The sequence below is a fragment of the Kitasatospora sp. NPDC059146 genome, assembly GCF_042786665.1.
Lineage (GTDB): Bacteria > Actinomycetota > Actinomycetes > Streptomycetales > Streptomycetaceae > Kitasatospora.
Genome location: NZ_JBHZCY010000013.1, coordinates 1 through 13,824, shown reverse-complemented (window position 1 = coordinate 13,824; position 13,824 = coordinate 1). Strand labels below are relative to the sequence as shown.

Here is a 13,824-nt window from a genome sequence, read left to right as displayed (position 1 = left end):
AACAGATAACAGACGACAGATGACAGCGAACAGATTTCAGATGATGAAATCTGTTCGCTGTCATCTGTTTGTTGTCAGTTGTTCGCCGTCAGCCCTCCTCCACCAGCACCGTGTTCAGCCGCGCCAGCCCACTGCGGGTGGCGGCGACCACGATGCGGTCGCCCGGGGTCAGTCGCCGGGTGCGGTCGGCGAAGCCCCAGTGCAGCTGGTTGCTGCGGGCGAAGCGGACCGCGATGACCCGGACGCCGCCCGGGTCCTCCAGGTCGTGCCGGTTCAGGCCGATCAGTCCGCTGCCGTCCTCCACCGTCAGCTCGGCGATCAGCAGCGCGTGCCGGAAGACCGAGAGCGTCCCGCGCACCTCACTGCCCATCAGCGCGGCGGCGAAGGCGGGCGCCGCCAGGTAGGAGACCGAACGGGAGGCCGCGTTGTCCAGCGTCTTGTAGAAGTGGCCGGCGAAGTTGTCGTCGAAGAGCCGGACCACCACCCGGACCTCGGGATTGCCGTGGCGCGCCTCCAGCGCCGCCTCCAGGTTGGTGGCGTCGTCCCCGCTGACCGCGACCACCGCCCGGCTGTGCTTCAACCGGGCCCGGCGCAGCTGCTCCTCGAACGGCCCGTCGCCCAGGACGACCGGGATGCCGAGCGCCCGGGCGGCGGCGATGCCGCGGGCCTGCGGGTCGCGCTCCATGCAGACCACCGGCACCCCCATCTCGTGCAGCTGGGTCGCGACCCGGGTGCCGACGTTGCCGAGCCCGACGACGATCACGTGGTCCCGGGTGCCGGCGCTCGGGTTGCGCGGAAGTCCGCGCCGTCCGGAGCCGAGCACCTCGACGACGATGGCGGTGGCGACCGGTGCGAAGGTGATCCCGCAGAGGGTGATCACCACCTGGGCGACCCGCTGCCAGGCCCCGCCCGTACCCGTCCCGGCGGCGATGTCGGCCTGCTGGTCGGGCTGGGCGGCGCCGGCCAGGTCGAGCAGGGAGATGTAGACCGTCCAGCCGAAGTCCCGGCTGAGGTACCAGAGCACGCTGAACGCCAGCAGCACGGCAGCGAGCGCGGTGAGCAGCACCAGCCGCATCCGGGCGCTGGTGAAGAAGCGCATGGTGTCGAGCACCCGCCAGCGCAGCCGCCGCGCCCAGGTGATCGGCTCCCCGGGCTCCATCCGCAGCGCCTGGAGGGCGGCGATCCCACCCGGCGACTCCTCGGGCTCGGGCTCCGGCTCGGGCTCCGACTCAAGGCCAGGCCCCGGCACAGGCTCGGGCACCGGCTCGGGCTCAGGCCCCTGCGCCGCCTCGCGGCGGACCCCGCCGGGCCGGACCGGCCCGTCGCCGCCGAACTCGGAGGCGAGCCGGACGAACTCGGCCGAGTCGCCCTCCTGTTCCGGCAGCAGGCGAATCTTGCTGAGGTCCTGCCGGTCGATCTGGTCGGCGACCACGCAGATCCGGTCCGGGGTGATGGCGTCGTCGAACGCGATGTGCAGGTAACGGCCGCCGATCTCGACCGAGTTGGGCCGGCCGAGCGCCGCCGCGGCGAAGGCCGGGGCGGCGGTGGCGGAGCCGGAGAGCGCGGCGCCGTTCCTGAGCAGCCGTTCGATGTTCTCGCCGAGGCGCTGGTTGAACATCCGGAAGACGATCCGGATGTTCGGGTTGTGGCCCTGGGCGCTGAGCGCGGCGTGGATGTTCTCCTGGTCGCTCCCCTCGACCAGGGCCAGGCCGCGGGCGGTGTCGACGGAGACCGCGCGCAGTGCCTCCTCGGTGATGTTTGGGTATTCGACGACGGCGGCGACGCCGGTGATCTCTTCGATCCGCGGTGCGTGGTCCCGGGTGCGGTCGGTGACCAGGACGACGACCGGGACTTCGTAGTGCTCGACGAGTTCCAGGACCAGCCGGTGCGCCAGGGCATTGCCCCCGCACACGATGTAGTGCTGGCTGATCGGCTCGACCGGAGGGGTCCCCCACCCTTCAGAAGTCATACCGACGGATGGTATCGACGGCAGGTGACCGGAGGGTGTCAATCCGGAGACCGAGGGGGATCACTCGAACGGATGTACCTGACGGGCGGTCCGGTGACGGTGCGCGGAGGCTGGGGTTCGTTCTCCGCCCCCGACCACGAGGAGTACGCCGCCGTGGCCCCTCCCATCATCACCCCCGACGGAACCCCGGTCCAGGGCCCGCTCGGCCTGCTCGCCAAGGCCGCCTGGCAGGTGCTGCTGGCCGCGGGAGTGGCCTCGCTCGCGCTGGGGATCGTCGTCTTCGCCTGGCCACGGGAGACGCTGCTGGTGGTGGGCGTGCTGTTCGGCCTCTACCTGCTGGTCATCGGCGTCGTCCAGCTGGTCGCCGCGTTCGGCACCCACGCCACCACCGCCCTGCGGGTGCTGGCCTTCATCAGCGGCGCGATCTGCGTGCTGCTCGGGCTGCTCTGCTTCCGCAGCGCGGTCCAGTCGCTGCTGCTGCTCGCCCTCTGGATCGGGATCGGCTGGCTGTTCCGCGGCATCACCCAGCTCGCCGCCGCGATCTCCGACCCGCTGATGCCCGCCCGCGGCTGGCAGGCCTTCGCGGGCGCGGCCAACACCCTGGCCGGCGTGCTGCTGATGGTCTGGCCGGTCGGCTCGATCGCCGCGCTGACCGTGCTGGCCGGGTGCTGGCTGGTGATCCTGGGCCTGGTCGAGATCGCGACCGCCGTCCAGGTGCGCGGTCGGGCCAAGCGGATCCCCTCCGGGGTCTGACCCACCGCCACCGCGGGGAGGCCGCGGCTTACGGTCGGCGCGCGTAGCCGAGGCGGAAGGTGGCGGCCTCCAGCCGTTCCGGGGTGAGCCGCACGTCGGTGAGCCGCTCGGCGAGCGCGAACGCGGCCTCGGTGTGCAGCGCGCCGCGCTCCCCGTCCAGCCGGAAGCCGCAGGCCGTGAGCAGTTCGGGGATGCCCGGGGCGTCGGCGTCGGCGCCGTGCCGCTGGTCCGCGAAGAGCGGCTCGAACTGCAGGCGGCAGGCGGCGCGTTCCCACCAGTTGAAGTGGTCCACCGCGTTGGCGTTGCGGAAGTGCGAGACCAGCCGGGTGCCCTCGGTGAGCCGGGAGATGACCTCGGGCAGGCTGCCGAGGTATCCGTACGGTTCGATCGCGAGGGCCCAGCCGTCGAGCTCGGTGACGGCGACGAGCAGCCGGTCCTCGTCCAGGTCGAAGAGTTCCTCGGCTTCCGCGTCCTCGCCGTCGTCGAAGGTCTCCCAGGCGGCGACGACCGCGTTCAGCCCGGTCACCTCCCGGCCGGTCAGGGCGTCGAAGCGGGGCAGCAGTTCCTCACCGGTCACCGCCTGGACGTGGGTGAGGCAGTAGGCCTCGCCCAGGACGGGGTAGCGCTGGTCGAACCAGGTGAAGTCGGTGGCGTGCGGGGCGGTCATGCGGTGATGCTGTCAGACCTCACCGACACCGCCCACCCCGCCCCCGCCCCCCGCCCACACCCCGGCCCGGCCCGGCCCATGCCCCGGCCCGACCCCGCTCAGCGCCAGACCGGCGCGTCCGTCCCCCAGCGCCCGGGCGGGCGGGCCCAGTCCGTGGGGGCGCCGGCGTAGCCGATCGGCGGCAGGGCGTACCGCAGCCGCCCGTACGCCGAGTCGGTCTCGGTGAGCCAGCGCGCCGGGTCGTACGGCTCGGTGCCCGGCAGCCCCGGTCCGGCCGGGCCGCCCTGGTCAACCGGTTCGGCCGGCCCGGCCGGGATGCCGTGCATCAGCCAGGAGGCCGAGCCGACGAAGGAGAAGCGCAGGTGGCGGCCGCCGGGGCGGTGGGTGCGCTGCTCGGTGAGGGCGCGCAGGACGGCGGCGGCGAGGAGGTAGCCGGTGCCGTGGTCGAGTGCCTGGGCGGGCAGCACCCCGGGCCGGCCGTCGGGCCCTGCCTCGTGGGCGGCGATCCCCACACCGGCCTGGACCAGGCTGTCGAAGCCGCGGCGTCCGGCCCATGGGCCGGTCCAGCCCCAGGCGCTGATCCGGGCGAGGACCAGGTCGGGCCGACGGGCGAACAGCGCCTCGGGGGCGAGGCCGTGGGCGTCGAGGGAGCCGGGCCGGTAGGCGTTGACGACGACGTCGGCGGTGTCGAGCAGGCCCTCGAAGGTGGCGCGATCGGCCGGGTCGGCGAGGTCGAGGCGGGTGGAGCGCTTGCCGAAGCCGGTGTCGGTGTGGGCGTCCTCGGCCTCGGGCAGCCGGGGCGAGTCGATCCGCAGCACGTCGGCGCCGAGCAGGGCGAGGGTGCGGGTGGCGACCGGTCCGGAGATCACCCGGCTGAGGTCGAGGACGCGGATCCCGGCGGCGGGGCGGTCCACCGGGGCCGCGGCGAGCGGGCGCACGGGCGCGGCGCCGATCTCCCGGCACTCCACCAGGGGGTGCGCGGCCGTGCTCACCGGCGCGACTGCCACGGCGAGCGCCCCGGCCGCGTACGCGCGCTCCTGCACCTGCTCGCCGGGCAGTTTGCCGAGCGCCTCGGCGAGTTGCTCGGGCCCGGCGCCGGGGGCGAGTCCGAGGACGGCGAGCAGCCGGTCCCGGTGGTGCGGGTAGTTGGCGTGGGTGCGGATCCAGCCGTCGGCGGTGCGCCAGAAGCCGGAGAGCGGGGCGAAGCCGACCGGCTTGCGGCCGTCGATCTCCAGGTGGCGCTCACTGACGAAGGAGGTGGCGACCGCCCCCTCGTCCACCCGGACCGCGGGGACGGGCCCGCCGCTGCGGAGCGCGGCGAGTTCGGCGGCGGCCAGCGAGCAGGCGGCCACCGTGGCCCGGGCGAACCGGCTCACCGGCAGGCCCGAGGGCAGGCCGCCCTGCGGGCCGTGGAAGGCCACCCGGTCGAGGAGCCCGGCCGACCCGCCGAGGGCGGCCCAGACCTCCGCGGTGGGACGGTCGGCGGCAGGGCCGCCCGCGGACCGGGACTCGGGCCAGGGCTCGGGCCGGGGCTCGGGTGCAGACGCGGACTCGGGCGCGGACTCGGGCGGTGTCGGACGATCGGTCATGCCGCGCATTGTGCTCCGCATCCGGACCGCCCGCCGTGACGCACGCCACCGCGCCTGCCGACCGTCCGCGCCGCCCACGCCGCCCACTCCGCCCCGCATTCCTGCCCGCCGGAGCAGCCCTGACGGACGAGCAGCCGAAGTCCGGCCGGCGGCTTCCGGACGCCGGGTAGGGTGCGAACGGCGGCCGCCACGGCCGGCACACGGGGGCTGAGCGAAAAGGGGGACGCATGCACACGATCCGCCGTCTGGACCTGGGCCACATAGTCCGGCCGGCCGCCGAGGTGGGCGGCCCCGAACCGCGGGTGGAGCCGGTGCTCGCGTACCTCGTCCGCGGCCCGGGGTCGCTGCTGCTGTTCGACACCGGGATCGGCGCGGGCTCGCCGGAGACCGAGGCGCACTACCGCCCGTCCCGCCGTCCGCTGCCGGAGGCGCTCGCGGCCGCCGGCGTCGCGGTCTCGGACATCGACCTGGTGGTCAACTGCCACCTGCACTTCGACCACTGCGGCGGCAATCCGCTCTTCGCCGGGACACCGGTCCTCGTCCAGGCCGGGGAACTGGCCACCGCCCGGCGCGGCGGCTACACCATCGACGCCCTGGTCGACTTCCCCGGCGCCGTCCACCAGGAGCTCGACGGCGAGACCGAACTCTGGCCCGGCGTCCGGGTGCTGCCCACGCCCGGCCACACCGCGGGGCACCAGTCGCTGCTGGTCGAGCGCATGGACGGTTCCAGGGTGCTGCTGGCCGGGCAGGCGTACGACTTCGCCTCCGAGTACGGACAGGCGGTGCTGGCCCGGCAGGCCGCGCGCGACGGGGTGGCGGCGCCGCTGCCCGGCTACCGGGCCTGGCTGGACCGGGTCGCGGAGCACCGGCCGTGCCACGCGATGTTCGCGCACGACCACGCGGTGTGGGAGCTGTCGGTCTAGCCGACGCCGAGCCGTGCGGGTCCGGCCGAGCCGTGCTGGTCCGGAAGCCGAGCGGTGCGGGTTCAGAAGGTGAAGCCCAGTGAGCGGACCCGGTGGTCGAAGCTGGACGGGACGAGCACCGGTTCGCCGACCGACCGCGCCCCGGGCAGCCGGGTGAACAGCTCGCGGAACAGCGCCGTCATCTCCTGCCGGGCCAGGTGCGCGCCCAGGCAGTAGTGCGGCCCGCCGCCGCCGTACCCGAGGTGGGGGTTGGGGGTGCGGGTGATGTCGAAGGCCTCCGGATCGGGGAAGACCGCCTCGTCCCGGTTCGCCGAGCCGTAGTACAGCGTGACCTTCTCCCCCGCCCGCAGCAGCGGGCCGCCGGGGCCGCCGAGCTCGTGGTCGACGGCGACGGTCCGGCGGAACTGGACGATCGGGGTGGCGTGGCGGACCATCTCGTCCACCGCCCCGGGGAGCCGGCCGTCCAGGTCGGCGAGCAGCAGCGCGCGCTGTTCGGGGTGGACGGTCAGCAGGTGCAGCCCGTGGGCGAGCGCGTTGCGGGTGGTCTCGACCCCGGCGACCAGCAGCAGCGAGAAGAAGGCGCCCAGCTCGCGGCCGGTGAGCCGGCGGCCGTCCACGTCGGCGGCGACCAGCGCGGAGATCAGGTCCTCGGCGGGACGGCGTCGGCGCTCGCGGCCGACCGCGGCCACGATGCCCTGCATCCGGGCGAGCGCCGCCAGGCCTCGCCCGGGCACCCGGAGCCGTCGGCGCAGCGGCCGGGCCACGCCGACGTCCGCGGAGTTGCGGTCGACCAGGTCGAGGATGGTGCGCCGGGGCTGTTCGGGGATGCCCATCATGGTGCAGATCACCTGGAACGGGAGCTGGGCGGCCACCGAGCGGACGAAGTCCTCGGGCCGGTCGCGCTCGACCGCGTCGACCAGGGCGGTGCAGACGTGCCGGATGTCCTCCTCGACCCGGCCGAGCAGCCGCGGGGTGAAGGCCCGGGAGACGATCCGGCGCAGCTGGGCGTGCCGGGGGTCGTCGAGGTTGACCATCGAGTCGCCGAACAGCAGCCGGACCCAGCGGGCCGGTTCGGGGGTGGTCACCCCGGGGGCGGAGCGGAAGACGGCGGGGTTGCGGCTCGCCTCGACCACGTCGGCGTGCCGGACCAGGGCGTGGAAGCCCCGGCCGGTGGCGCGGTCGCCGAAGTAGACGGGGGCGGGGCGGCGGCGGAGCTCGGCGAAGGCGGCGGCGCGGGCGGGGGCGGGTAGCTGCCAGAAGCGGGGGTCGGTGAGGTCGGGGGTGCCTGCCGCCGGGGCGGAGACCTCCGTCGGGGTGTCCATGGCCGTGCCTCCTGCTTCCGGTCGGGTTCGCGCCGACTCGTGCCGGTTCGGTCAGGGTTCGTTCCGGCGCACACGTTCCGTGCCGGAGTGTGCACATTTAGTGAGTGGAGGGTGCGCGTGTCAAGCCGGTTGGACCGTGGTGCGGGGTGGTGTTAGAGGCCGGTGGCCGGTCGACCCGACGGGCCGGGCATGGTCTCACGGGCCGGAACCGGCCATCACCGGAGGGTGCGGCACGGGCGGGGCGTGGCGGGTGCGACGATGAGTGCCATCGTGATGACCGACCGGATCCGCCTGCTGCGCGCCGCGGTCTTCGCCGCGCTGTGCGTGGCGATGGCCGCCGCGGCGCACGTCGCCATGGCCGGGGCCGGGGTCTCGGCTCCGGTCCTGCTCGGCGCGTTCGGGGCGGTCCTCGGACTGACCTGGCTGCTGGCCGGGAAGCGGCGCGGGCTCGGGGTCATCAGCGCCTGGATGGTCTCGGCGCAGGCCGCCCTGCACCTGCTCTTCGAACACGCCGCGACGCTCGGCCGCGGGGGCGGGGGCCTGGGCCGGCTCGCCGCCACGGACTGGGCCGCCCTGCTGCTCTGCAACCCGGACCGGACGGCCGGCGGGCTCTCGCCCGCCGAGCTGGCCCGGATGGCGGGCATCGACCCGGACGTCCCCCCGGCCGCGGGCAGCCTGCGGCCGATGGCGGGCATGCACCACGGAGCGACGGCGGGGACCGGGGTCGCTCCCGGGAGCGGGGGCGGGGGCGGGATGGCCGACGGGGCGTCCATGGACATGGGCATGTCCGGGATGCCGGACATGCCGGGGATGTCTCACGCACTGCCGACGGGCCCGGCCCACGGGACGTCCCACGGGATGAGTCACGGGATGGGCCACGACATGGCGCACGGCATGTCGCCCGGGATGGCACTCGCCCACGTCCTGGCGGCGCTGGCCTGCGCACTGCTGCTCTGGCGCGGTGACGCCGCGCTGGTCCGGGTCTTCGAGCTGCTCGCCGCCCTCGGGGCGGTCGTCGCCGGGGCGCTGCCGCTTCCGCTGCTGACGCTGTTCGCCCGCCCCTTCGGGTACCGGCCGCCGGTCGTCCCCCGGCCCGTCGAACGGCCGGACGGCCTGGCCCGGTCGGTACTGCTCACGCATGCCGTCGTCCGGCGCGGCCCACCGGCGTTCGCCCTCGCCTGCTGACGCGCCCGACGCGCTCCCCCATCCGGCCGATGACCGGTCGGTGACCGGCCCCGCTGCCGGAACTTCCGGGACCCCGCCGTCGGGCAGGTCGCCCTGCCGCTCCACCGCGCCCTTGCGCCGTCACGTCCCGTGTCGTCGCCTCCCGCGCCGTGGGTGCCGTCGGGGCCCGGGCCCGGATCCGCGACCGCCGACACCTCCGCGGGAGGTGCGCAGCGCCGCGCGGCCGGCCCATGGACGCCTGCGGTGCCGCTGTGCGCGGCGCCGCTCCCTGCCTTCCCCTCGGGACCTTCCCATGCCTCACTTCGACGGCGCACCGGTTCACACCGGCGCCACCGTCCTACCGTTCCGTGGCCTGCGGCGCCTCCGGCGCGGGGCCGACCGGGCCCTCCAGCCCCAGCCGGGCGGACAGCCCGGCCGCCCACTCGGGCGCCGGGCCGTCGTCGGCGGCCGCCCGCACCTGGGCGCGCAGTCGCTCGGCCCGGTCCAGCCAGTCGCGGCAGCCGGCGCAGCGCGCCAGGTGCTTGTCCAGCCGGGTGCCGGGCAGGCCGCTCGGTTCGCCGTCGAGCCGGGCGGACAGAGCGGTACGGAACTGCGCGCATCTCATATGACCATCGTCCCGCACGGCGACCAGGGTGGTACGGGCCGGGGCAGCGCGGGCCGGATCGGGGGCCGCCGTGGATGACGACCAGCTCACCGCACTCGCGCTGACCGCCCGCTCGGGCCGGGCGGCGGACGTCGAGGCCTTCGTCCGGGCGACCCAGCGGGACGTCTGGCGCTTCGTCGCCCACCTGACCGACGTGCAGTCCGCCGACGACCTCGCCCAGGAGACCTTCCTACGGGCCCTGCGCGGCCTGCCCGCCTTCGCCGGTCGCTCCTCGGCCCGCACCTGGCTGCTGTCGATCGCCCGGCGCACGGTCATCGACCGGTACCGGATGGCCGCCGCCCGGCCGCGCTGCGCGGCGCTGCCGGACTGGCAGGAGGCGGCGGAACGGCAGGGCGGCACCCCGACGGCCGGGTTCGAGGACGGGATCGCCCTCGGGGACCTGCTCGAACGGGTACCCGCCCAGCGACGGGAGGCCTTCGTCCTGACCCAGGTGGTCGGCCTGAGCTACGCGGAGGCGGCCGAGGTCGCCGGCTGCCCGATCGGCACCGTCCGCTCCCGGGTCGCCCGGGCACGGGAGGAACTGGTCGCGCGCCTGCGGGCCGCCGAGGCCGGGGAACTCGCGGCGGCCTGCTGAGGGGCGGGCGCAGCCGACGGCTGACGGCTGACATCCAACAGTCGGCGGCCGACGACCGACGACCGACGGCGAACAGATGACAGCGAACAGATAACGGATAACAGATGACAGATTTCGAACTCTGTCATCTGTTATCCGTCTGCTGTCATCTGTTCGCCGCCGACGCCGCGACGGCCTCCGCCGAAAAATCCCCCAAGTGTTCGGAACTGGAGCCCGCCCGCCTCCGACTGCTGTACCGGACGCCGCCGCCGAGGCGGTGCCGGTACGGCAGCGGGGAACGGAGGACCTTCATGCGAGCGCAACGCCCCTCGGCCACGAACGACCTGACGGACCATCAGATCGAACCGGTGGACCGGTGGAGCCTGGTCGTGGCCGCAGGGATGCTCTCGTTCGTCGCGATGCTCGATATGAACGTGGTCAACCTGGCGCTCACCGACCTGGCCTCCGGCCTGCACGTCTCCGCCGGGGTCGCGCAGTGGGCCGCGCTCGGCTACCAACTCCCCCTGGTGGCGCTGCTGTTGCCGGCCGGGCGGTGGCTGGACCAGGTGGGCACCCGGTCCGCGCTCCTGCTCGCCGTCAGCTGCTTCGCGGCCTGCAGCGTGCTGGCCGCCCTTGCCCCGTGGGCGAGTTGGCTGATAGCCGCACGGCTGCTGCAAGGTGCCTTCGGGGCCGTCCTGTTCGTGCTGATGCCGGTCCTGGCCGCGACCTCCGTCCGGCCCGAGCTGCGCGGGCGGGCGATGAGCGTGCCCGCGACGCTGGGGCCGCTCGGCGCCGTCACCGGCCCGGTGGTCGGCGGCCTGCTGCTGGACCACTTCGGCTGGCGGGCGGTCTTCCTGGTGAAGCTGCCAGTCTGCCTGGCCGCCGTACTGATCGTGCACCGCCACGCCCCGCGGCGCGGTGGGCTCCGCCTGCCCGACCGGGGCTCGCTCGGCGACGCCGCCCTGATCGGCGGAGCCGTGGCCGCCGTGCTGCTCGGGCTCACCCTGGCACCCACGGCCCCGGCGTGGCTGCTGCTCGCGCTGCCCGCCGTCCCCCTGGTGCTGCGGTGGCTGCGCCGCCCGGGCGGGCGGCCGGTCGCCGAGGTGCTGCGGGCCGCCCGAACGACCGGGGTGAACGCCTCGGTGCTCGCGCTCGCCGCCGGCTTCGCGGCCTGCCAGTACCTGCTGGTCCAGCAGCTGCGCGGCCCCCGGGACGAGAGCGCCACCGCCACCGCGCTGACCATGCTGGCCTTCCCGCTCGGCATGGTGCTGGCCGGCCGGGTCGGCGGTCGGCTGGCCGACCGCTGGGGCGCCCGGCCGACGGCGCTCACCGGCGCCGTCGTCACCACCTGCGGCCTGGCCTCGCTCATTCCGGTGGGCGGCGACTGGTCGGCCCTCGACATCGCCGTCCGGCTGGCCGTCGCGGGCGCCGGCATGGGCCTCAACGGCGGCCCGACCCAGGCCCTGGTGATGACCGCCGCCCCGCCCGGGAAGCTCGCCACCGCCGGCTCCGCCGTCCAACTCTCCCGCAGCCTGGGCTTCGCCCTCGGCCCGGCCCTGGCCACCGCCGCCGCCCTGGCGGGCGACCGCGCCACCACCGGCACCCACGCGGGCATCGCCCTGGCCACCGTGGCCGCCGCCACCGCCGTACCGCTGCTCGCCCTGCACGGCCGCCGCCCGCGCGCGTAGGGCCCCCGACACATCCGCCCCCTCGGAGGAAGCACACCCATGACCGACACCGCCCCCATGCCCACCACGTCCGGAACCGGGGCGCAGGCCCCGGCCGAGGCCGAACCCCCGCGCTGCCCGTACGGGCACGACCGGCTCCCCAGTCCCGTCCCGCTGTACGGCGAGGCCTACAAGAGCGACCCGTACCCGCTCTACGCCCGGATGCGCGAGGCCGGGCCGGTGCACCGGGTGGAGTTCCCGAGCGGCATCCACGCCTGGCTGGTCACCGGCCACCAGGCCGCCCACGCGACCCTCAACGACCCCCGGCTCGGCAAGAACCACAGCCTGGGCAACGAGAACTGGCGCCGGCTGGCCTCGATCATGCCGGAGCCGCAGCACTCCCAGCTCCAGGTCCACCTGCTGCACCAGGACCCGCCCAAGCACACCGTGATGCGCCGCCTGGTGCTGGACGCCTTCGCCCCGCGCCGGGTGGAGTCGCTGCGCCCGCGGCTGCGGGAGCTCGCCGACTCGCTGGTGGACGGCCTGCCCGCCACCGGCGGCGCCGACCTGGTGGCGGGCTTCGCGGCCCACTACCCCTTCCGGGTGCTGGCCGAAGTCATCGGCCTGCCCGCCGAGTTGGCCGAGCGCTTCGACCGCGACTGGGGCAAGGTGGTCCAGCCGGTCGGCCCGCAGGACCCTGGCCGACCGGCGTACGAGGCACGGCTGCGCGGGCTGCAGACGTACATCGCCGAAGTGGTCGCCCGCAAGCGCGCGGACTGCCGGGAGCCGGGCTGGACCGAGGCCGAGGACCTGCTGGGCCGGCTCGTCGCCGCCCACGACGCGGGCGAGTTGAGCCGCGAGGAGCTCGACTCGATCGTGTTCCAGCTGCTGGTCGCCGGCCAGGAGCCGGTCACCAACCAGATCACCACCATGCTGATCACCCTGCTGCGCCACCCCGAGCAGCTGGCCGCGCTGCGCGCCGGCCTCGACGAGCCCGGCCGACTGGCCCGGGCGGTGGAGGAACTGCTGCGCCACGACGCCGCGTTCGAGCTCACCACCTGGCGCTTCTTCGCCGAGGACAGCGACCTGTTCGGCACCACCGTGCCGGCCGGCGACTCGGTGATCGTCTCGCTCTGCGCCGCCAACCGGGACGACGCGCAGTTCCCGGAGGCCGACCGCCTCGACCTCGACCGTACGCCGAACGCCCACCTCGCCTTCGGCCACGGCATCCACTACTGCCCGGGCGCCGCCCTGGCCCGGGCCGAGCTCCAGATCGCCGTCCACGCCCTGGTCGGCCGACTGGACGGGCTGCGCCCGGCCGGTGCGCCCGGGGACGGCCTGGACGAACTCGCCTGGATCCCGGCCGTCCTGGCCCGCGGGGTGAACCGGCTGCCGGTCGCCTACGACCGGCGCCGCTGAGCCCCCCGCCCCTCGCCACACCCACCGACCAGCCCTACCCGCCGCCCCCGGAGGAGATCCATCATGCCGCCCGTCGGCACCGCCACCCTCGCCACCAGCGCCCCCGGTCAGCCGTCGACGGCGCAGCTCGCCGCCCGCGTCCTCGGCCTGCTGCTCCCGCACCGCCGCGCCTCCGACCCGGAGTTCGACGCCCGGCCCGAGCACTTCCCCTTCCAGCTGGCGCAGTTGGCGGACTTCATCGCGGCCGGTGAGCCGATCGCCCTCACCCTCCCGGGCTTCCCCTGCAAGTCGCCGAACCCGGCCAAGGTGCTCGGCCACCTGCCCGACGAGGGCGAGCGGCTGTCGCTGACCTTCCTGGACGGGCTCTGCCGGCGGATAGCCCGGATCCACCCGCCCGGCGCCCGGATCCTGATCTGCTCGGACGGCCACATCTTCGGCGACCTGATCGACGTCCCGGACCACCACATCGACGAGTACTCCGACGAGTTGACCGCGATGATCGAGCGCGAGGGCCTGCGCCACCTGGACACCTTCGACCTGCGGGCGGTGCTCGGCGACCTGCCGTACGACGAGAAGCGCGCCCGGGTGCACGCGCGGTACGCGCCGAGCGTCGAGGAGTTGCGCGAGCAGGTGCTGACCGAGCAGGAGACCCTGCGGCTCTACCGGGGCATCACCCGCTTCCTCACCGAGGACGCCGTGAACTTCCCCGGCACCAGGTCGGCCCTCCAGCGGGAGTGCCGCCGGCGCGCCTACGGAGTGATCCAACGCAGCCGCGCCTGGGGCGAGTTGATCGCCGAGCAGCATCCTCGGGCGGTGCGGCTGTCGATCCATCCACAGCTGGCCGGGGCGCCCAAGTTCGGCATCCGGCTGCTCGCCGCCGCCGACGCCTGGATGACGCCCTGGCACTCCGCCGTGCTCCACCGGTCGGACGGCGGCTGGGAGTTGCTGCGCAACGAGGAGGCCGCGCGGCTCGGCCGGCCGGTGCTGCGCGACGGCCGCCCGAGCCACTACGAGGGCTACCCGGCCAGGCCCTGAGCCCCGGACCTCCGCGGCACGACGGACCCGGCGGGTGCTGACCCGGCCGGGTCAGCACCCGCCGGGTCGGCACCGGCC

General features: G+C 75.1%; 12 protein-coding genes. 7 read left to right on the top strand and 5 right to left on the bottom strand.

All coding sequences use genetic code 11. The annotated features are described in order from the left end of the window. Nucleotides 1-88: 88 nt before the first annotated feature. Nucleotides 89-1,969 carry an NAD-binding protein gene (locus ACFXPX_RS08210; protein WP_380640107.1) on the bottom strand — a complete coding sequence of 627 codons (1,881 nt, stop codon included), beginning with the start codon at nt 1,967-1,969 and terminating at the stop codon, nt 89-91. Between the two features lie 72 nt (nt 1,970-2,041). Here ACFXPX_RS08210 and ACFXPX_RS08205 point away from each other — a divergent pair, with 72 nt between their 5' ends. Then, nucleotides 2,042-2,722 (top strand): HdeD family acid-resistance protein, encoded by a 681-nt coding sequence (locus ACFXPX_RS08205; RefSeq protein ID WP_380520860.1) that lies wholly within the window; start codon nt 2,042-2,044, stop codon nt 2,720-2,722. 28 nt (nt 2,723-2,750) lie between these two features. Here the strand turns inward: ACFXPX_RS08205 and ACFXPX_RS08200 are convergent, their stop codons facing one another. Both ACFXPX_RS08200 and ACFXPX_RS08195 read right to left on the bottom strand, forming a co-directional pair. Continuing rightward, the gene (locus ACFXPX_RS08200) at nt 2,751-3,389 is read right to left on the bottom strand and encodes a DUF6461 domain-containing protein (protein WP_380640105.1); all 639 of its coding nucleotides are present in this window, start codon (nt 3,387-3,389) and stop codon (nt 2,751-2,753) included. Nucleotides 3,390-3,487: 98 nt separating this feature from the next. Next, a complete protein-coding gene (locus ACFXPX_RS08195; protein WP_380640103.1) occupies nt 3,488-4,978 on the bottom strand; it encodes a CoA transferase in 1,491 nt (496 codons plus the stop codon). A 227-nt stretch (nt 4,979-5,205) separates the two neighbouring features. Here ACFXPX_RS08195 and ACFXPX_RS08190 point away from each other — a divergent pair, with 227 nt between their 5' ends. Beyond that, a complete protein-coding gene (locus tag ACFXPX_RS08190; RefSeq protein WP_380520854.1) occupies nt 5,206-5,901 on the top strand; it encodes an N-acyl homoserine lactonase family protein in 696 nt (231 codons plus the stop codon). Nucleotides 5,902-5,963: 62 nt separating this feature from the next. On the opposite strand, the gene ACFXPX_RS08185 is transcribed toward ACFXPX_RS08190, so the two are convergent. Beyond that, entirely contained in the window at nt 5,964-7,223 is a 1,260-nt protein-coding gene (locus tag ACFXPX_RS08185) for a cytochrome P450 (RefSeq protein ID WP_380640101.1), read from the bottom strand. Between the two features lie 258 nt (nt 7,224-7,481). Between ACFXPX_RS08185 and ACFXPX_RS08180 the strand changes: the two genes are divergently transcribed. Then, entirely contained in the window at nt 7,482-8,408 is a 927-nt protein-coding gene (locus tag ACFXPX_RS08180) for a hypothetical protein (RefSeq protein ID WP_380590905.1), read from the top strand. A 337-nt stretch (nt 8,409-8,745) separates the two neighbouring features. On the opposite strand, the gene ACFXPX_RS08175 is transcribed toward ACFXPX_RS08180, so the two are convergent. Further along, complete coding sequence (locus ACFXPX_RS08175) at nt 8,746-9,012, bottom strand: zf-HC2 domain-containing protein (RefSeq protein ID WP_380640099.1); 267 nt, start codon at nt 9,010-9,012, stop codon at nt 8,746-8,748. A 70-nt stretch (nt 9,013-9,082) separates the two neighbouring features. Here ACFXPX_RS08175 and ACFXPX_RS08170 point away from each other — a divergent pair, with 70 nt between their 5' ends. The 4 genes from ACFXPX_RS08170 (at nt 9,083) to ACFXPX_RS08155 (ending at nt 13,746) form a co-directional block, all read left to right on the top strand. Then, entirely contained in the window at nt 9,083-9,646 is a 564-nt protein-coding gene (locus tag ACFXPX_RS08170) for a sigma-70 family RNA polymerase sigma factor (RefSeq protein ID WP_380520846.1), read from the top strand. A 290-nt stretch (nt 9,647-9,936) separates the two neighbouring features. Next, nucleotides 9,937-11,313, top strand: coding sequence for an MFS transporter (locus ACFXPX_RS08165; RefSeq protein ID WP_380640097.1), 1,377 nt, complete (start codon nt 9,937-9,939; stop codon nt 11,311-11,313). A 39-nt stretch (nt 11,314-11,352) separates the two neighbouring features. After that, entirely contained in the window at nt 11,353-12,711 is a 1,359-nt protein-coding gene (locus ACFXPX_RS08160; RefSeq protein ID WP_380640095.1) for a cytochrome P450, read from the top strand. Between the two features lie 63 nt (nt 12,712-12,774). Then, entirely contained in the window at nt 12,775-13,746 is a 972-nt protein-coding gene (locus ACFXPX_RS08155) for an L-tyrosine/L-tryptophan isonitrile synthase family protein (protein WP_380640093.1), read from the top strand. Nucleotides 13,747-13,824: the final 78 nt, after the last annotated feature.